The organism is Paenibacillus cisolokensis (assembly GCF_018403665.1).
Lineage (GTDB): Bacteria > Bacillota > Bacilli > Paenibacillales > Paenibacillaceae > Paenibacillus_AH > Paenibacillus_AH cisolokensis.
This window is the reverse complement of sequence record NZ_BOVJ01000147.1, coordinates 1-17,645: the sequence shown is the minus strand read 5'-3', so window position 1 is coordinate 17,645 and position 17,645 is coordinate 1. Positions and strand designations below refer to the sequence as shown.

The window sequence follows — 17,645 nt, the reverse complement described above, 5'->3', positions numbered from 1 at the left end:
GTCCGCGGCTGCTCGCCGCCCCTGCGCTGCGCCGGCCGGCGACAGCGCGTCCGGAGCCGGCAGCGCCGGTCTGGCCGCCGGCTCCGGCAGCAGCGCCAGCAGCCGCTGCCTGCGCTCGGCTGCGGCCCGCTCCAGGCCGGACAGCGCCTCCAGCGCCGCCGAGCGCCCGCGCAGCTCCGCGAGCGCGGCTTCCGCGGCGGCGGCCTCCGCTGCCGCGCCTTGCGCCGCGCGCTCCGCCAGCTCGTCGGCAAGCTCGAACGCGCGCTGCCGGAACCACGATTTCGTGTCGGCCGCTACATCCCGGCAGTAAGTCATCGTATACTCGTTGCCGAATACGGCGCCTTCCTTCACCCGCTTCAGCAAAAACTCGTCGTCCGGCGTCCAGTCGAGCCGGGCCAGCATACCGTCCAGCTCCCCATCGCCCGCTTCCGCCGGACCGAAGCTTTCCGCCGCCTTGCGCAGCGCGTCCTTGACATGCCATACGACGGCCGCTTCCACCTGGCTTGCCAGATCGGCGCGAAACGCCTCAAGCCGCCGTTCCTTCTCCGCCGCCGTCTTCGCTCCCGCGAACAGCAGCCCCGCGCGAAAACCGGGTTTGCGGCTCTCGAGGAAGGCGTGCGCCAAATCCCGCGTCGCAGCCGGCGTCACATTGGCGTTGTCCAGCACGGCCTGCACGTCCGCCCGCACCTTCTGGCGCAGCCGCTCGGGCCGCTGCTTCAGCTCTTCCAGCTTGCGCTCCAGCTCTTCCGCTTCGCTGCGCAGCCGGGCGGCCGCCTCCTCGCCGCCCGCTTCCGCCAGCAAACGGTCGCGCTCAGGCGCTTCCCCGTTCTCGCGCTCCTTCAAATGCGTCTCGGCGATATGGCGAAGCGACGCGCCGACGCTGTAAGCGGCCAGCTCCGCCCGCATCTCCCGCAGCCGGGCCAGCAGCGCCGTCAGCTTCGACCATTCGCTGTGCGGATGCTCCGGATCGCGGAGCGACAAGTAGACGATTCCGTCCGGCTCCAAATGCCAGTTGGCGAACGCCTCCTCGACGGCGGCGCGGTACGCCGCGAACGGCAGCTCCCGTTCGCGGTGCTTGTCGATTTGATTGACAATCAGATAGAGCGGCTTGCCCCAGTCCTTGAGCTGTCTGGCGAAGGCAAAATTGATCTCCGACTGCACATGGTTGTAATCCATCACGTAAAACACGACGTCGGCCAGATGCAGCGCCGATTCGGTCGCCAGCCGATGGGCGTCGTCCGTCGAGTCGATGCCCGGCGTATCGAGCAGCACCGTATGATCGCCGAGCAAAGGCGACGGATAAACGATATCGACCGCTACAAACTGCTCGCCGTCGACGCAGTACTTCTCCAGCTGCTCAGGCGGCGCTTCGATCGTCTCCGGGCGGCCGTTCACCAGCCGCACGATCGATGCGCGCGGCTCTCCTCCCCCGCGGATCGTCACGACGTTCGCGCTTGTCGGCACCGGCCCGGACGGCAGCAGCGGCGCTCCGCACAGCCGGTTGACGAGCGTCGACTTGCCCGCCGAAAAATGGCCGCAGAACGCGACGGCAAGCCGCCCCTCCGCCAGCTTGTCGGCCAGCTCCGATATCTGCTCCGCGCGGCGCGCATCCCCGGCCTGCGCCAAATAACCGGCGACGGCTTCCGCCGCGGCCGGCAATGGTTCCCCTTTCGTCATCATCGTCTCCAAAGCTCCAGCTCCCCCACTTGCTTCCCGTTTCTTCCTGCACGATTTGCCGCAGAGACGGATTTTGGCAAAATATAAGTCCGCTGGCGGCCGCGAAAATCGCCGAAGCGTCGACGTTCGCGGCGCCGGCGGTTCGTTACACGGCCGGCGGCTCCTCCATCGGCAAACAAATCTCAAAAACGTTGCCGTGCTGCAAAATGACGATGTTCCGATCTTTCTCTTTCATGACGACCACTTCCGGCTTTGTCCGCATCCGCTCGATGTAGGAAGCCGGCACATCTCCGGACCCGCTCACCGTAATCCCTTCCACGACGACATCCTCATTATCGGCCGGCGGCGAATTGACGATTTGCGGGTAAATGTCCGAAAACAGAGCGAAATCGTTCGTAAACACGCTGATGCACTTCAAGTTTCATCATCCTTTACTGGTCAAATTCACTGTCTTTCCCTTATTCTTCCGGTCGACGGCCGATTTCATGCGCCGCTGACCTTCCTTGCATATATCCAGCAAAGGACATACCGGACATTGCGGATTTTGCGCCTTGCAATGGTATCTTCCGAAAAAAATAAGCCGGTGATGCGTGAGCGTCCACTCTTCGCGCGGCACGAGCTTCATGAGCCGCTTCTCCACCTCGAGCACCGAGTCGTCCGGCTTGGCGATGCCAAGCCGCTTCGATACGCGCTCCACATGCGTATCGACAGCGATAGCCGGAACGCCGAACGCGTTCGACACGACGACGTTCGCCGTCTTGCGCCCGACTCCGGGCAGCTCCGTCAGCTGCGCATGCTCGCGCGGCACTTCGCCGCCGTATTTGTCGATCAGAATCCGGCACAGCTTCTGAATGTTCGCAGCCTTGCTCCGAAACAGGCCGATTCGCCGGATATCCTGTTCCAGCTCCTCGACCGGAACGGCCAAATAGTCCTCGGGCTTCTTGTATTTCTCGAACAAATGCGCCGTAACTTTATTGACCGTTTCGTCGGTGCATTGAGCCGACAGCAGCACCGCGATCGTCAGCTCGAACGGATTGCGGTGGTTCAGCTCGCAGCGGGCATCCGGAAACATGTCCGCGATCGTGTCCAAAATATGGCGCATTCTCTCCTTCGCTCTCATGCCGTTTCGCTCCCGTGAAAGACTGTCGTTTCAAAGTGTAGCGAAATTTGTCGCCCTGCGCAACCGAAAAACCGCCGGAAAACAGAAAAAAACTGCCCCGAAAGGCAGTTGTCACAAAATATTGCCGAACGTTATGCCGATTCGTCTCTGACGATCGGATGCGGCAGTTCTTCATGGCCCATCAAACTGTCTACCGCTTCGCCGTCCACGAGCACCTCGATGCTCTCCACCTCTTCGAACTGGAACAGCGTCCGCTTCAGCGATTCGAGCGCAAGCGCTTCGCCCGGAGCGCCGAACCGCGCCTCGTCGGGCAGATGGATGTCCAGCGTAACGGCTCCGCCTTCGGCCTTGACGGACTTGAACTCCGCCTTTTCCCACAGCGATACGGCCCCTTCCTTCGCCCCGGTGCGCAGCGCTTCCAGCGCTTGCTTCAGTTTGTCTTCGTCGTCCGTGTAACGAATAACGGTCTGCTGTTCCACGATATCCGACATTTCATCGTCGGTAAAAAACAGCGTGATCTTCGCCTCCGAAACCGTTTGCCCGGAACCGCCGCCTTCCGGCGTCCCGTTTCCCCCGGATCCTCCGGTTTCGTTCGTACGCGCGCCGCAGCCCGCAGACAGGATGAACAACGCGACAGCGAGCAACGCGAACCAAGCCGGTCCGATTCTCCGCATTGATGATCAGCCCCCTCATTCAACATGATGTGCGCGGCATCAGAGCTTCAAATATTTTTGATGCCTGCCACGAGCTCTTGTGCGATCCGGTTTTGCGTCTCTTCTTTCTGCAGCGCTGCCGCGTCGTCCTTGTTGGACAGGAAGCCGGTTTCCACCAGCACCGCCGGCATCGTCGTCTTCTTGATGACGACATAACCGGCCGTCTTGACGCCGCGATCCTTAAAGCCGGTTGCTTTCAGCACATGCTGGTGAAGAATTTCCGCCAATTGCTTGCTGTCCGACCGGTTGTAGTACGTTTCGGTACCGGTCGCCGAAGGCGTGAAGCTGTTGCCGTGGATCGAAATAAAGATGTCCGCTTTGAGATCGTTGGCGAATTTGGCCCGATCGTCCAGCGCGACGAACGTATCGTCCTTGCGGGTCAGATACGGCTCTATCGCCGGCTCCTTCTTCAGCAGCTCATACAGTTTGAGCGCGATCTTCAGGTTCAATTCCTTCTCGTTGTAGCCGAGCACGCTCTTGGCGCCCGGATCGTGGCCGCCATGTCCCGCGTCGATGACGACTTTGTACTTCTTCGCCGGCGGCTTGGACGGATCGGTCGCGGGAGGCTCCGTTGCCGGCGGCTGCGACGGGGCGGGACCGGCCGCGTCCAGCACGTCGATGCGCAGCTCCCCTTGTCCTTCGGTAAAGGTATAGTTCGTCGGAGCCGTCAGGTCAAGCACGACGCGGATCGTCGAAGGCTTGTCCGAGTAGAGTGAATAGCGGACTTTCGTCAGCGTCGGATGTCCGTCGACCGTCAAGCTTCCGCCGGTCCCCTTGACCGGCGGCTCTGGGAGGAAATCGGACGCGAACGCCGTGTCGGGCAAATCGAGGACGATTCGGTCCGGAGCGTTCAGCACGAACGGCTTGTTCGCCTTCACATCGCCTTCATAGCGCAAAATGACGCTGCCGAGGCCGTTATACTCGATCGACTTGAGCTTGCCTTTTGCCGGGATCTCCGGCGTCTCCGTCTTTGGCGGTTCGGCCGGCGGCGGATCGGCCGGCTTCACCTGCTGGAAAAGCTGGACCGTTTTCGTTTTCTGATCCCAGTACACGTCAAGCCCCATATTCTCCCCGACGAAGCGGAGCGGAATCATCGTCCGGTTTTTGATCGCCGTTGCGGGGGCAAGAAGCGTTTTGGCTTCGCCGTTGACAAGCGCCGTACGGTCGTCGAGCGTAAATTCGATTCGGGTTTCTCCGTTATGTACGATGACCTTTTTACTTTCCTTCTGCCAGATGACATCGAACCCGAGCCCTTCCGCAATGACGCGGATCGGCACGAGCGTCGTCTGGTTGACGACCGCCGGTTCGACGTCGGATTCCAGCGGCTTCCCGTTCAGGTACAGCTTCGGTGCGTCAGCCGCGGCTTGTCCGACGCCGATAAACAATACGGACAGGAACGACAGAAAAAACAGAAAAGGAACGAACTTCTTCATCTTTCACCTCTGATGACTGGTATTGCCCGCAAACGAGCCGCGACGATTCGACGATTCGACGATTCAACGATTACGAACGATAGATTAGACGCAAAAATGCGAGAAAAGTTGCGAGAATGTCGAATAATTTTTGGCGAAAAGCGAAAAACACGGCGGCCGCCCCGAATGGACGGCCCCGGTTTTCCGCAATCGCAAGCATCGGAGCTGGCCGAATTCCGCCGGTTTCCGCCAACATCAGGCATCGCCGAATTTTCGTCAGCTTCCGCCAGCTTCCGGCTGCGCGCCGCAGCTTACCCGTGTTTGGCCTCGTATGCCGCAATTTTGTCCTCATGCTGCAGCGTCAGGGCGATATCGTCCAGGCCGAGCAGCAAAAATTGGCGGCGGTGTTCGTCGAGATCGAACGAAAGATCAAGCCCGTATTCGTCGGACAGCTTCTTGTTCTCCAGATCGACGGTCAGCTTGTAACCCTCGTGGGCTGCCGTCCGCCGGAACAGCTCGTCGACCTGCTCTTCGCTCAAGCGGATCGGCAGTATGCCGTTTTTGAAGCAGTTGTTGTAGAAAATATCCGCGAAAGAAGGCGCGATGACGCATTTGAAGCCGTAATCAAGAATCGCCCAGGGCGCATGCTCGCGGGAGGAGCCGCAGCCGAAATTGGCTCTGGAAATCAAAATCGAAGCGCCCTTGTAACGCGGCTTGTTCAGTTCGAAATCCGGGTTTTCGTTGCCCGCTTCGTCGAAGCGCCATTCGTAAAAGAGAAACTGGCCGAAGCCGCTGCGTTCGATGCGCTTCAGAAACTGCTTCGGAATGATCGCGTCGGTATCGACGTTGACGCGGTCGACCGGCGCCACGATGCCGGTCAGCGTTTTGAATGGTTCCATGGTCGTAACTTCCCCTCTCTATGCGCAAATCGTTAGTTCAACACTTCGGTTTTGAATTTCCAGTCGCGAACGTCGGTAAAGTGGCCCTTGATCGCAGCGGCTGCGGCCATCGCCGGCGAAACGAGATGCGTGCGCCCGCCGCGGCCTTGGCGGCCTTCGAAGTTCCGGTTGGACGTCGAGGCGCAGCGCTGTCCCGGCTGCAGCACGTCCGGGTTCATCGCCAGACACATCGAGCAGCCCGCATCGCGCCATTCGAAGCCCGCTTCCTTGAAGATGCGGTCGAGCCCTTCCTTCTCCGCCTGCAGCTTGACCCGGCCCGATCCCGGCACGACGATCGCGGTGACGCGGTCGTTCACCTTATAGCCTTTGGCGACGGCGGCGGCGGCGCGCAAATCCTCGATCCGGCCGTTCGTGCACGATCCGATGAACACGTAGTCGACCGGAATTTCGGTCATCGGCGTTCCCGGCGTCAGCCCCATATATTCCAGCGCCTTCTCGGCCGCTTTGCGCTCGTTCTCCGTCGGGAAGCTTTGCGGGTCCGGCACGACGCCGGTAATGTCGGTGCCCATGCCCGGGCTCGTGCCCCACGTTACCTGAGGAATGAGCGAATCGACGTCGAACTCGACGACTTTGTCGTACACGGCGCCTTCGTCGGTCGCGAGCGCCTTCCATTTTTCGACCGCCTTGTCGAACTCCTCGCCTTTCGGCGCGTATTCGCGTCCCCGCAAATATTCGAACGTCGTCTCATCGGGGGCGATCAGTCCGGCGCGCGCGCCCGCCTCGATCGACATGTTGCAGATCGTCATCCGCTCCTCCATCGACAGCGCGCGAATCGCTTCGCCGGTATACTCCAGCACGTAGCCGGTGGCGAAATCGGTGCCGTATTTGGCGATGACGCCGAGAATCATGTCTTTCGCCGTTACGCCGGGCTTGCGGGTGCCGACGAAGCGGACCTCCATCGTCTTCGGTTTGGCCTGCTGCAAGCATTGGGTCGCCAGCACATGCTCCACTTCGCTCGTCCCGATGCCGAATGCGAGCGCGCCGAACGCGCCGTGCGTCGACGTATGGCTGTCGCCGCACACGATCGTCTTGCCCGGATGCGTCAGCCCCAGCTCCGGCCCCATGACGTGCACGACGCCCTGATCGATACTGTTCAGGTCAAACAGCTTCACGCCGAAATCTTCGCAGTTTTTCTTCAGCGTTTCGATCTGCTGCTTGGAAATCGGATCGGTAATGTTGAAGCGGTCTTTCGTCGGCACGTTATGGTCCATCGTCGCGAACGTCAAATCCGGACGGCGAACTTTGCGCCCGTTCAGGCGGAGTCCTTCGAACGCCTGCGGCGACGTCACCTCGTGCACGAGATGCAGGTCGATATAGAGAATGCTCGGTTTTCCTTCTTCCCGATGAATTTCGTGATTTTCCCAGATTTTTTCAAACATCGTCTTCTTTGCCATTGCCATCACCCCGTTAATGTCTATAAACATGCAATCGCGCTTCTTTCTGCTAGATCGAGCATATCATTTCTTTCTTAATTGTTCCAAGATATAATATCTATAAAAGCTATAGATCGAAACTATAAAGCGATAACCATCCGAAAAGCGATAAACATCCGATCAACTTCAAAATTCCAAATTCCAATAAATATCCGATAAGCATCGAAGGAGCGATTTTCTATGGAACTTCGCCAACTGCAGTACGTCATCCAAATCGCCAAGGACAAAAATTTTCCCGGGCGGCGGAAAAGCTGCATATCGCGCAGCCGTCGCTCAGCCAGCAGCTGACCAAGCTGGAGAAGGAGCTTGGCGTCCTGCTGTTCCGGCGGACGACGAACTCGGTCGAGCTGACGCATGCCGGGGAAGCGTTCGTCCGGCGGGCCCAGACGATACTCGACACCGTCGAGCAGCTGAAGCAGGAAATGGACGACATGGCGCTCATGCGGCGCGGACGGCTCGTCGTCGGCAGTCTCCCGATTACCGGGTCGCAAATATTGCCGCTCGTCCTGCCGGTGTTCGGCGGCCAGTACCCGCAAATCGAAATTACGCTCATCGAAGATACGTCCTCGCGGCTGGAGCAGCTGACCGCGAGCGGCGAAACCGACCTGAGCCTGCTGACGCTGCCGCTTCAGGAGCCGTCCCTCGCCTGGGAGCCGCTCATCGAAGAGGAAATATGTCTCGCCGTGCCGCCGGGCCATCCGCTTGCCGGCCGCACATCGCCCGTTCCGATGCGGGAGCTGGCCGAAGAGCCGTTTATCGTGTTGAAAAAAGGACAGGGCTTCCGCCAAATTACGTACAATTTGTGCGAACAGGCCGGTTTTCGCCGCGCGTCGTATTTGAGAGCAGCAATATCGAAACGGTCCAGTCGCTCGTCGCCGGCGGCATGGGCATCGCCTTCGTGCCGAAAATGCTGACCCGTCCGCAAGAAAGCGAATTCGCCCCGGCCTATCTTCGCCTGACCGAGCCGGAAGCGTCGCGCACGCTCGTCATCGCCAGCCGCAAAGGCCGCTATTTGTCCAAAGCGGCGGAAGCGTTCATCGAGACGATGAAGACGACGGTCGCGCGCTACTACTCCCTCTGATCCGCGTCAATCGGCGTACAGCGACGGCCGCCGGTCTTCGAATACCGGAATGCGGGCGCGCACTTCGTCGACAAGGGCCAGATCGATGTCCGCCGTCAGCATCGTCTCTTCCTCGCCCGCTTCCGCCACGATTTCACCCCACGGGTCGATCACCATCGAATGGCCGAAGAAGGACGTGTCGCCGCTCGTGCCGCAGCGGTTGCAGGCGATGACGAACATCTGGTTCTCGATCGCCCGCGCCATCAGCAGCGTGCGCCAATGGTGCAGCCGCGGATGCGGCCATTCGGCCGGCACGAACAGCACCTTCGCCCCGTCAAGCGCCAGCTTGCGCGCCAGCTCCGGGAAGCGGATGTCGTAACAGATCATCATGCCGGCCGTTTCCCCATCGACCGCGAGCCGCCCGGGGGCGTCGCCGGCCAGCAGATGCTTCTCCTCATCCATCAGCCGGAACAGATGAATTTTCGAATAAGCCGCGTTTAGCCGCCCCTGACGATCGAACGAATAGGCGGTGTTGTACACCCCTCTCTCCCGCTTCTCCGCAATCGAGCCGCCGATCAGATGAATGCCGTGCTTCCGGGCGAACGCGGATAAAATCGATTTCGTCCGGGACCCTTCCGGGTCGGCCAGCTCGCCGATCCGCTCGAGCGCATATCCGGTGTTCCACATTTCCGGCGCGACGACGATGTCCGGCTTGTCCGGCAGCGCGGCCGCCTCCTCCAGCATCGCGGCAAGCTTTGCGAAATTCGCTTCGGGTTCGCCGGCCCGGACATCCATTTGCAGCAGCGCGATTTTCAACCGCCGTTCTTTGTCGTTTGCCATGTTCCATCAAGCACTCCCGTTATAACGGCCCAAAGCCGTCTTGTTTTTTCCTAATGATACCCTTTCATGGTTCCGTGTCAAGATGGGAACGTTATAGGATATGTAAGGCCATTCCAACTACAGACGGGAGACAACGATCATGATAGCCAGAATTGTTCGAATGACGCCGGTTCTGCTTGCCGCCGCCATGCTGACGCTGTCCGCAGCCGTTCCGGCAGCTTTCGCTTCCACCGAGCCGCTGAAGCCGATCCAGATGTTCGACACCGCGGCGGGCCGCGTCGTCCGTTCCTTCGATAACGATGCCCAAATTCAGGAGATGGCCCACGGCTGGCTGCGCTCGGCCTACGCGCTCTCGCCCCGGATCAAGGCAGACAAGGAATGCCCGTTCGTCTTCCGCGTGCCGCTCGACAAGCCCGCCGCCGTTCACGTGAAAGGGACGTCGCTGACGACTCACGACGTGTTTTTGTTCTATTGCCGGGACGCCGAACACACGCTTCTCGTGTTCGACGAGCAGCGGCGTCCTTATGTGCTGCTGTTCAAAGCGGACATCACGCCGTTTCTGCAAAAGACGGGGCTCGCCGGACAACCCGGATTCGCGCGCAAACCGGACGGCCGCAGCTGATCTCTCACCCAATTCCGATCCGTTTAGAAGACTTTCCCCTCGACGGACGGGCCGCTTCATGCTATCGTATATCATAATATGGTTAAGAAGCAGGCATGGAGCGTGAAACCGACGATGATACAACAGAAACGGATATTCGAACCGGCCGGCCGGATCAAAGGGCTGCCCAAGCAGTTTTTCGCCGCTCTGGTCGGCAAAGCGAACGCGCAGGCGGCGAAAGGCCGCGACGTTATCAATCTCGGCCAAGGCAATCCGGATCAGCCGACGCCGGCCCATATCGTGGCGAAGCTGAAGGAAGCGGCGGACAACCCGCTCTATCACCGTTATCCGCCTTTCAGCGGCTACCGGTTTTTGAAGGAAGCGATTGCTTTCCGCTATAAGGAAGACTATAATGTCGAGCTCGATCCCGATACCGAGGTCGCCATCCTGTTCGGAGGCAAAACCGGACTGATCGAAATCAGCCAATGCCTGCTCGATCCGGGCGACATCTGCCTCGTTCCCGATCCGGGATATCCCGATTACTGGTCGGGCGTCGCGCTGGCCGGCGCCGAGATGCGGTTTATGCCGCTGCGCAAGGAAAACGGCTTTCTGCCGGACTATGCGGCCGTCCCCGCGGCGGATGCGAATCGCGCCAAGCTGATGTTCCTCAATTATCCGAACAACCCGACAGGGGCGATCGCCGATCCGGCCTTTTACGCCGATACGGTCGAATTCGCGTCCCGCTACGGCATCGCCGTCGCCAGCGACTTCGCCTACGGCGCGATCGGATTCGACGGACGCCGGCCGGTCAGCTTTCTCGAGACGCCGGGCGCCAAAGAGGTCGGCATCGAATTTTATACACTTTCCAAGACGTACAATATGGCCGGCTGGCGGGTCGGCTTCGCGGTCGGCAACGCGCAGATCGTCTCTCTGATCAATCTGATCCAGGATCATTATTACTGCAGCCTGTTCGGCGGCATTCAGGAAGCGGCCGCCGCGGCGCTGACCGGACCGCAGCAATGCGTGAAAGAGCTGAACGCCCTGTACGAGCGGCGGCGGGAAGCGCTGTTCGACGAGCTCGGCCGAATCGGCTGGAAAGCCGACCGACCGGGCGGCTCGTTCTTCTGCTGGCTGCCGGTGCCGCCCGGGTACGGCTCCGCCGAATTCGCCGACCTGCTGCTCGAGCGGGCCGACGTCGTCGTGGCGCCGGGCGTCGGCTTCGGCGCGAGCGGCGAAGGCTATGTCCGGCTCGGCCTGCTGGCGGACGAAGAACGGCTGCGGGAAGCCGTCCGCCGCATCGGGGCGCTCGGCCTGTTCGGTTGACAAGCGCAGCGGGGCGTTCCATCGGCGCGGCATTTTGCGCACCTGCACAGGGCCTTGTCCGCACGCGACTCACCGGCGGCGCGGCATTTTGCGCACCTTTACACCGTATAGCGGACGTGGTATGCTAACGTTATATAAATGAACATCGAACGCGATGACGGGGCCAGTAGGCTGCATGCGGCGCGATCAGAGAGCGGATTCCTTGAGGCTGGAAGAATCCGCCGCGCCCGCGGACCGAACCCCACCCCCGAGCGGCCGGCGACGAGCCGGACGGCGCCTGCTGTTATCAGGCCGCAAGCTGGACGGAAGCCGACGATCGGCGTCCGTCAATGAAGGTGGTACCGCGGAAGCCCAGACTTTCGTCCTTTAAGGACGGGAGTCTTTTCATTTTATCGGGAGCATCGGGTTACCGGGACCATCGGGCAAACAAAGAAGGGATGGACTATGTCACAAGTCATTGTCGTAAAAATCGGAAGCAGCTCGCTCACATCGGAGGAAGGCGGATTGAACCGCGACCGGGTCGCCTTTTTCGCTTCGGAGCTGGCCGCGCTGCACGCCGAAGGGCATCAGCTGCTGCTCGTCACCTCCGGCGCCGTTGCGGCCGGATTCCGGCGCATCGGCTATCCGGTCCGCCCGAAGCAGACGCGCGAGAAACAGGCCGCCGCCGCCGTCGGCCAGGCGCTTCTGATGCAGTCGTACCAGGAAGCGTTCGCGCGTCACGGCATCGTAGTGGCGCAGCTGCTGCTCACGCGCGCCGATTTCTCGAATCGGGAACGAATCCGCAACGCCTCGGAAACGATCGAAGAGCTGCTTCGCCACCGCATCCTCCCTATTATTAACGAAAACGACACGGTGGCGACGCACGAGCTGAAATTCGGGGACAACGACACGTTGTCCGCGCTCGTCGCCAACCTGGTCAGAGCCTCCAGACTGTTCATTCTGACCGATACGGACGGGCTGTATACGGCCGATCCGCGCAAAGATCCGGAGGCGTACCGCATCGACCGGGTCGAGCAAATATCCGGCCGCATTCTGGAAATCGCCGGAGGAGCCGGTTCATCGGTCGGCACGGGCGGCATGCGCTCCAAAATCGAGGCGGCGCGCATCGCGATGCGCGGAGGCGTTTCGGCGTTCGTCGGACGGGCGGTTGAGCCCGGCGATCTGAAGCTGGCGTTCGAAGGCGCGGGCAAAGGGACTTATTTCGATACGCATCGTCATAACTTGCCGATGAAAAAGCAGTGGCTCGCGTTCCACTCCATGCCCCAGGGCCGCATCGTCGTCGATGCCGGCGCTGAACGGGCGCTTGCGGAAGGCGGCAAAAGCTTGCTGCCGGCTGGCGTCTGCGGCGTCGAAGGCGATTTCCACCACGGGGATGTCGTCGAGGTGCTCAACCTGCAGCGGGAGACGATCGGACGCGGCGTCGTCAATTATGACGCCTGGCAGATCCAAGCCGTCGCCGGTCTCAATACGGACGAGGTGCGGCGGCGCATCGATGTCGGACGCATTGAGGTTATCCACCGCGATGAATGGATTACGCTTTGAGCGCAAGCAGCAGGCAAACGCCGTTACGGCGCTATGAAGTATGAAGTACGAAAGGAGCATGACGAATATGAGTGAAGTAATCGATAAAGCCCGGCTTGCCGGCACCGCTTTGCAGACGATGAACCGGCTGACATCCGGGCAGAAGAACGAAGCGCTGAACCGAATGGCGGAAGCGCTGGTGGCCGGCCGGGACGCCATCCTCGAAGCCAATGCGCAGGATCTGGCCAGAGGGCGCGACAACGGAACGACCCCCTCGCTGCTTGACCGGCTCGCTCTGAACGAGACACGGATCGCGGGAATTGCCGAAGGATTAAGACAGATTGCGGAGCTGCCGGACCCGGTAGGAGATCTGCTCGAAAGCTTCGAGCGGCCGAACGGCCTGCGCATCGAGCGCGTGCGGGTTCCGCTCGGCGTCATCGGCATGATCTACGAGGCGCGCCCGAACGTGACGGTCGACGCGGCCGGATTGTGCCTGAAAACCGGCAATGCCGTCGTGCTGCGAGGCGGATCGGCCGCCCTGCATACGAACCGGCGCATCGTCGAAACGCTGCGCGCCGCGCTTGCAGAAACGGACGTGCCGGCCGACGCGCTGCAGCTCATCGAAGACGCGAGCCGCGCATCGGTCGACGAAATGCTGAAGCTGAACGGCCTGATCGACGTCATCATTCCGCGCGGCGGCGCCTCGCTGATCCGCACTGTCGTCGAAAATGCGACCGTACCCGTTATCGAAACGGGCGCCGGCATTTGCCATACGTACATTGACGAAAGCGCCGATCCCGATATGGCGTCCAATATCGCTTTCAATGCCAAAGTCCAGCGTCCCTCCGTCTGTAACGCGATGGAGACGCTGCTCGTCCACGAATCGTTCGCGGCCGTCCATCTGCGGCGGATTGCAGAGCGGCTGCTTGCGGCGAATGTCGAGCTTCGCGGCTGCCCTGCCACGCTTCGGCTAATTCCCGAAGCGAAGCCGGCTACGGACGAAGATTATGCGACTGAATACAACGATTATATTCTGAACGTGCGCATCGTATCCGGCCTCGATGAGGCGCTCGACCATATCCGCCGGTTCGGTACGATGCACTCCGAATGCATCGTCACGGAGAACAAACTCCATGCGGAGCGGTTCCTGCAGGAAGTGGACGCAGCCGCCGTCTACCATAACGCATCGACGCGGTTCACCGACGGCTTCGAGTTCGGATTCGGCGCGGAAATCGGCATCAGCACGCAAAAGCTGCATGCGCGCGGACCGATGGGGCTGCCGGCGTTGACATCGAGCAAATACCGCATTTACGGCTCCGGGCAAATCCGGGAATAACAATTTCGGTCACACCCGAACGATCAGGAGGAAATGGCTAATGACGACTAACGAATCGACCGCCGCATCGCTGCGCGATATGCGCCTGTGCTTCTACGGCGCCGGCTCCATGGCGGAAGCGCTCATTCAAGGGCTGACCAAACGCGGGCTCATCGCGCCGGAACGAATCGGCGTCATGAACCGAAGCAACGGCGGACGGCTCGCCGAACTGGCCGAACGATACGGGGTCTCCCCGCTCCACGATACGGGCGAGCGGCTGGCCTGGCTGCGGGAAGCCGATATCGTCTTTCTGGCGATGAAGCCGAAAGACGCCGGAGCGGCGCTCGCCGCCCTGCGCGGCGTCGTGACGGAACGGCAGCTGCTCGTCTCCGTCATCGCCGGGCTGCCGATCGCGACGATCGGCCGGCTCGTCGGCGAAAACGTGCCCGTCGTCCGGACGATGCCGAATACGTCGAGCACGATCGGCCTCGGCGCGACCGGCGTCAGCTATTCGCAGAACGTGCCGGCTGAAGGACGGGCGGTCGCCGAGACGATATTCGGCGCCGTCGGCATGACAGCGGTCGTCGACGAGCCGCTGCTTGACGCGGTGACCGGCGTATCCGGAAGCGGGCCCGCCTACGTCTATTATTTGATGGAAGCGATGATCGACGCGGCCGGTCAGCTCGGCCTTGCGCCGGAAGCGGCCAGGGAGCTGACGGTGCAAACCGTGCTCGGCGCCGCCCAGATGATGCGGACGACCGGCGGAGATCCGGCTGAGCTGCGGCGCAAGGTGACCTCTCCCGGCGGCACGACGGAAGCGGCGATCGCCGTGCTCGACGAGTCCGGATTCCCGGACGCGGTCCGGCGCGCCGTCGCCCGGGCGGCCGAACGGGCCGGCGAACTAGGCGCCATCATGGAAAGGAGTGCAAGCAAGTGAACCAGGCTTATTGCATCGCGACATACCGCTGCTACGACGACAAGGCGGATTTCCATAAAAAAGCGCAATCGATCGCCGTCGGTTTGACCGTCGGAAGCTGGACCGATCTGCCGGAAGCGCGGAAGAAGGAGATGGAGAAGCATCTCGGCCGCGTCGTATCGGTCGACGTTCACGAGCCTGAAGGAGCCGCACCCGGCGAACGCTACGCCGACCTGAAAATCGCCTATCCCGACATCAACTTCAGCCGCGATCTCCCCGCCCTGCTCGTCACCGTGTTCGGCAAGCTGTCGATGGACGGGAAGATCAAGCTGATCGACCTGGACGTATCGGACGATTTCCGCTCCGCCTTTCCCGGACCGAAATTCGGTGTCGACGGCGTTCGCGAGCTGCTCGGCGTCCATGACCGCCAGCTCTTGATGAGCATTTTCAAATCGGTGATCGGCCACGACCTGCCCAATTTGAAGGAGCAATTTTACCGTCAGGCGCTAGGCGGGGTCGATCTGATCAAGGATGACGAGATTCTGTTCGAAAATCCGCTTACGCCGCTGGAGAAACGGGTCGAAGCGTGCATGGACGCGGCTCGCCGGGCGGAAGCGGAGACGGGGCAGAAGCTGCTGTATGCCGTCAATTTGACCGGCCCGACCTCGCAGCTCGCCGCCAATGCGCGCAAGGCGATCGCCGCGGGCGCGAACGCGCTGCTGTTCAACGTGCTCGCCTACGGATTCGACGCGCTGCACGAGCTGAGCCGCGATCCGTCGATTACGGTGCCGATCGCCGCTCATCCGGCTATGGCAGGCGCCTTCTACCCGTCGCCGCATTACGGCATCTCGGCGCCGCTTTTGCTCGGCAAGTTGATGCGGCTCGCCGGCGCCGATCTGGCGCTCTTCCCTTCCCCGTACGGCTCGGTCGTCATGCCGAAGGAGGAAAATTTGGCGGTGAAGGATGCGCTGCTCGACCGCTCGGTGCCGCTCAGGACAAGCTTCCCGGTGCCGTCGGCAGGCATACATCCCGGACTCGTGCCGTTGATTGTGCGCGATTTCGGCCATGACGTCGTCGTCAACGCCGGCGGCGGCATCCACGGCCATCCGATGGGCACCGAAGCCGGCGGCCGGGCGTTCCGTCAGGCGATCGCGGCTTGCGGCGCCGGCATTCCGCTGCGGGAAGCGGCGGCGCAAAGCGGCAACGAAGAGCTGAAGGCCGCCATCGAGGCGTGGGGGGTTAAAGAATGAGCGGCGGAAAGCGGGACATTATCTTTTGTGACTTCGACGGCACGATTACGGTCAACGATAACATTATCGCGATTATCCGCCATTTTGACCCGCCCGGCTGGCAGCCTGTCGTCGACGATATTATCCATCAGCGGAAATCGGTGCGCCAGGGCGTCGGCGAGCTGTTTCGCATGCTGCCTTCCGCGAAACGCCGGGAAGTAACGGAATTTGCGGTGTCCCAGGCGAAAATCCGCGACGGCTTCGCCGAGCTGCTGGACTATTGCCGTGAAAACGACATCGAGTTTTTGGTCACGAGCGGCGGCATCGACTTCTTCGTCTATCCGGTGCTGGAGCCGTTCGGCATCCCGAAAGAGAACATTTTTTGCAACGGCAGCGATTTTTCCGGGGAACGCATCGAGATTACATGGCCGAACGCTTGCGACAGCGAATGTTCCAACGATTGCGGCATGTGCAAGCCGACGGTCATTCGCCGCTATCCCCCTTCTGCGTACAACCGGATGCTGATCGGCGACAGCGTGACCGATTTTGCCGGCGCGAAGCTGGTCGATCTCGTATTTTCCCGCGCTCAGTTGACGGAAAAGTGCCGGGAGCTCGGCCTTCCCCATATCGAATTTGAGACGTTCCACGATGTTATTCGCCATTTGCGTCAGGAAAGGACGGTAATCCGATGAATTTTGCTGAAATCCGCCTCGAAGACAAGCAGCGTGCGCTGGCCGAACTGCGGGATGTGAAGCGGCTGTTCGCAGACCGCAACTGGTTCGCCGGCACAAGCGGCAATTTGTCGGTAAGGGTCGGCGATTATACGCCGGAATCCTTCTATTTTGCCATCACGGCAAGCGGGAAAGATAAGACGAAGGACACGCCGGAAGATTTCCTGTTTGTCGATCGGCACGGAAAACCGTGCGAAGCGACCGGCTTGCGGCCGTCCGCGGAAACGCTCATCCATACCGAAATTTACCGGCTGACCGGCTGCGGCGCCATCTTCCACGTGCATACCGTCTGGAACAACGTCGTGTCGGAATGGTTCTGGGAGCGGCGGGCGGTCCCCGTGGACGGGGTCGAGCTGATCAAAGGATTGAACATCTGGGAAGAAGAAGCGCATATCGAAATCCCGATCGTTCCCAATTATGCCGATATCCCGCGCATCGTGCCGGAAATTACCGCACGGCTGGACCGCAACATTCCGGGCATTTTGCTGCGCAAGCACGGCATTTACGCCTGGGGGCGAACGCCTTCGAAGCGAAGCGCCATCTGGAGGCGTTCGAATTTCTGTTTGAATATGTATACCGCTGGGAGCTGCTGAATCGGACGCGTTCGTAACGGTCATGTATAGGGACGGACGGCGTGTCGCTTGGCGCCGGCTGTGGGCTCTACCGGAACAAAGCTGCGCGGGCCCGGCGAAAACACCGCGGCGCGGGCTCTACGAGAACACCGCGCAGCGAGCCCTACGAGAACACCGCGTCGCGGGCTCTACGAGAACAAAACTGCAAAAGTGCAGTATTTTC

General features: G+C 61.0%; 18 protein-coding genes and 1 pseudogene. 10 read left to right on the top strand and 9 right to left on the bottom strand.

The window, feature by feature from the left end; translation table 11 throughout:
• The 8 genes from PACILC2_RS19395 to PACILC2_RS29515 all read right to left on the bottom strand — a co-directional run.
• A partial coding sequence (locus PACILC2_RS19395) for a dynamin family protein (protein ID WP_213530231.1) occupies positions 1 to 1,680 on the bottom strand: 1,680 nt, incomplete at its 3' end.
• 142 nt (positions 1,681 to 1,822) lie between these two features.
• Positions 1,823 to 2,095, bottom strand: a complete 273-nt coding sequence (locus PACILC2_RS19390; protein WP_062492815.1) for a hypothetical protein — start codon at positions 2,093 to 2,095, stop codon at positions 1,823 to 1,825.
• Positions 2,096 to 2,101: 6 nt separating this feature from the next.
• A complete protein-coding gene (gene nth / locus PACILC2_RS19385; RefSeq protein WP_062492814.1) occupies positions 2,102 to 2,797 on the bottom strand; it encodes an endonuclease III in 696 nt (231 codons plus the stop codon).
• 131 nt (positions 2,798 to 2,928) lie between these two features.
• Positions 2,929 to 3,471, bottom strand: coding sequence for a GerMN domain-containing protein (locus PACILC2_RS19380; RefSeq protein ID WP_062492813.1), 543 nt, complete (start codon positions 3,469 to 3,471; stop codon positions 2,929 to 2,931).
• A 47-nt stretch (positions 3,472 to 3,518) separates the two neighbouring features.
• Positions 3,519 to 4,943 (bottom strand): N-acetylmuramoyl-L-alanine amidase family protein, encoded by a 1,425-nt coding sequence (locus tag PACILC2_RS19375; RefSeq protein ID WP_213530227.1) that lies wholly within the window; start codon positions 4,941 to 4,943, stop codon positions 3,519 to 3,521.
• Between the two features lie 290 nt (positions 4,944 to 5,233).
• Positions 5,234 to 5,821: a 3-isopropylmalate dehydratase small subunit gene (gene leuD / locus PACILC2_RS19370; RefSeq protein WP_062492811.1), complete on the bottom strand. Its 588-nt coding sequence runs from the start codon at positions 5,819 to 5,821 to the stop codon at positions 5,234 to 5,236.
• Positions 5,822 to 5,853: 32 nt separating this feature from the next.
• On the bottom strand, positions 5,854 to 7,275 hold the full coding sequence (gene leuC, locus PACILC2_RS19365; protein WP_213530225.1) for a 3-isopropylmalate dehydratase large subunit: 1,422 nt from the start codon (positions 7,273 to 7,275) through the stop codon (positions 5,854 to 5,856).
• A gap of 119 nt (positions 7,276 to 7,394) precedes the next feature.
• Entirely contained in the window at positions 7,395 to 7,670 is a 276-nt protein-coding gene (locus tag PACILC2_RS29515) for a hypothetical protein (RefSeq protein ID WP_372447182.1), read from the bottom strand.
• On the opposite strand from PACILC2_RS29515, the gene PACILC2_RS19360 reads away from it, so the two are divergent.
• The gene (locus PACILC2_RS19360; RefSeq protein WP_504739386.1) at positions 7,566 to 8,228 is read left to right on the top strand and encodes a LysR family transcriptional regulator; all 663 of its coding nucleotides are present in this window, start codon (positions 7,566 to 7,568) and stop codon (positions 8,226 to 8,228) included. The two genes, PACILC2_RS29515 and PACILC2_RS19360, sit on opposite strands and share 105 nt — an antisense overlap.
• Positions 8,213 to 8,395 carry a hypothetical protein gene (locus tag PACILC2_RS29900; RefSeq protein ID WP_504739387.1) on the top strand — a complete coding sequence of 61 codons (183 nt, stop codon included), beginning with the start codon at positions 8,213 to 8,215 and terminating at the stop codon, positions 8,393 to 8,395. The genes PACILC2_RS19360 and PACILC2_RS29900 overlap by 16 nt, the downstream gene beginning before the upstream one ends.
• 6 nt (positions 8,396 to 8,401) lie before the next feature.
• On the opposite strand, the gene PACILC2_RS19355 is transcribed toward PACILC2_RS29900, so the two are convergent.
• Positions 8,402 to 9,214, bottom strand: a complete 813-nt coding sequence (locus tag PACILC2_RS19355; protein ID WP_213530223.1) for a carbon-nitrogen family hydrolase — start codon at positions 9,212 to 9,214, stop codon at positions 8,402 to 8,404.
• Positions 9,215 to 9,353: 139 nt separating this feature from the next.
• On the opposite strand from PACILC2_RS19355, the gene PACILC2_RS19350 reads away from it, so the two are divergent.
• From PACILC2_RS19350 to mtnB, 8 genes and pseudogenes are all read left to right on the top strand, one after another.
• The gene (locus PACILC2_RS19350; RefSeq protein ID WP_062492807.1) at positions 9,354 to 9,836 is read left to right on the top strand and encodes a hypothetical protein; all 483 of its coding nucleotides are present in this window, start codon (positions 9,354 to 9,356) and stop codon (positions 9,834 to 9,836) included.
• Between the two features lie 114 nt (positions 9,837 to 9,950).
• The gene (locus PACILC2_RS19345) at positions 9,951 to 11,138 is read left to right on the top strand and encodes a pyridoxal phosphate-dependent aminotransferase (RefSeq protein ID WP_213530229.1); all 1,188 of its coding nucleotides are present in this window, start codon (positions 9,951 to 9,953) and stop codon (positions 11,136 to 11,138) included.
• A gap of 444 nt (positions 11,139 to 11,582) precedes the next feature.
• On the top strand, positions 11,583 to 12,680 hold the full coding sequence (gene proB, locus PACILC2_RS19340) for a glutamate 5-kinase (protein WP_213530221.1): 1,098 nt from the start codon (positions 11,583 to 11,585) through the stop codon (positions 12,678 to 12,680).
• Between the two features lie 67 nt (positions 12,681 to 12,747).
• Entirely contained in the window at positions 12,748 to 13,995 is a 1,248-nt protein-coding gene (locus PACILC2_RS19335; RefSeq protein WP_213530219.1) for a glutamate-5-semialdehyde dehydrogenase, read from the top strand.
• A gap of 40 nt (positions 13,996 to 14,035) precedes the next feature.
• Positions 14,036 to 14,911, top strand: a complete 876-nt coding sequence (gene proC / locus PACILC2_RS19330) for a pyrroline-5-carboxylate reductase (RefSeq protein ID WP_213530217.1) — start codon at positions 14,036 to 14,038, stop codon at positions 14,909 to 14,911.
• The gene (locus PACILC2_RS19325; RefSeq protein ID WP_213530215.1) at positions 14,908 to 16,140 is read left to right on the top strand and encodes a 2,3-diketo-5-methylthiopentyl-1-phosphate enolase; all 1,233 of its coding nucleotides are present in this window, start codon (positions 14,908 to 14,910) and stop codon (positions 16,138 to 16,140) included. Before proC ends, PACILC2_RS19325 begins: the two co-directional genes overlap by 4 nt.
• Positions 16,137 to 16,811, top strand: a complete 675-nt coding sequence (locus PACILC2_RS19320) for a 2-hydroxy-3-keto-5-methylthiopentenyl-1-phosphate phosphatase (protein ID WP_213530213.1) — start codon at positions 16,137 to 16,139, stop codon at positions 16,809 to 16,811. Before PACILC2_RS19325 ends, PACILC2_RS19320 begins: the two co-directional genes overlap by 4 nt.
• A pseudogene (mtnB, locus tag PACILC2_RS19315) lies at positions 16,808 to 17,460 on the top strand (methylthioribulose 1-phosphate dehydratase). Before PACILC2_RS19320 ends, mtnB begins: the two are co-directional and overlap by 4 nt.
• Positions 17,461 to 17,645: the final 185 nt, after the last annotated feature.

Excerpts from the sequence above, each read along its gene's own strand:
- PACILC2_RS19380 (WP_062492813.1), bottom strand. The coding sequence starts at position 3,471 with ATGCGGAGAATCGGACCGGCTTGGTTCGCGTTGCTCGCTGTCGCGTTG.
- nth (WP_062492814.1), bottom strand. The coding sequence starts at position 2,797 with ATGAGAGCGAAGGAGAGAATGCGCCATATTTTGGACACGATCGCGGAC.
- PACILC2_RS19355 (WP_213530223.1), bottom strand. The coding sequence starts at position 9,214 with ATGGCAAACGACAAAGAACGGCGGTTGAAAATCGCGCTGCTGCAAATG.
- proC (WP_213530217.1), top strand. The coding sequence starts at position 14,036 with ATGACGACTAACGAATCGACCGCCGCATCGCTGCGCGATATGCGCCTG.
- proB (WP_213530221.1), top strand. The coding sequence starts at position 11,583 with ATGTCACAAGTCATTGTCGTAAAAATCGGAAGCAGCTCGCTCACATCG.
- leuC (WP_213530225.1), bottom strand. The coding sequence starts at position 7,275 with ATGGCAAAGAAGACGATGTTTGAAAAAATCTGGGAAAATCACGAAATT.
- PACILC2_RS19320 (WP_213530213.1), top strand. The coding sequence starts at position 16,137 with ATGAGCGGCGGAAAGCGGGACATTATCTTTTGTGACTTCGACGGCACG.
- PACILC2_RS19345 (WP_213530229.1), top strand. The coding sequence starts at position 9,951 with ATGATACAACAGAAACGGATATTCGAACCGGCCGGCCGGATCAAAGGG.
- leuD (WP_062492811.1), bottom strand. The coding sequence starts at position 5,821 with ATGGAACCATTCAAAACGCTGACCGGCATCGTGGCGCCGGTCGACCGC.
- PACILC2_RS19375 (WP_213530227.1), bottom strand. The coding sequence starts at position 4,943 with ATGAAGAAGTTCGTTCCTTTTCTGTTTTTTCTGTCGTTCCTGTCCGTA.
- PACILC2_RS19350 (WP_062492807.1), top strand. The coding sequence starts at position 9,354 with ATGATAGCCAGAATTGTTCGAATGACGCCGGTTCTGCTTGCCGCCGCC.
- PACILC2_RS29515 (WP_372447182.1), bottom strand. The coding sequence starts at position 7,670 with ATGCGTCAGCTCGACCGAGTTCGTCGTCCGCCGGAACAGCAGGACGCC.
- PACILC2_RS19335 (WP_213530219.1), top strand. The coding sequence starts at position 12,748 with ATGAGTGAAGTAATCGATAAAGCCCGGCTTGCCGGCACCGCTTTGCAG.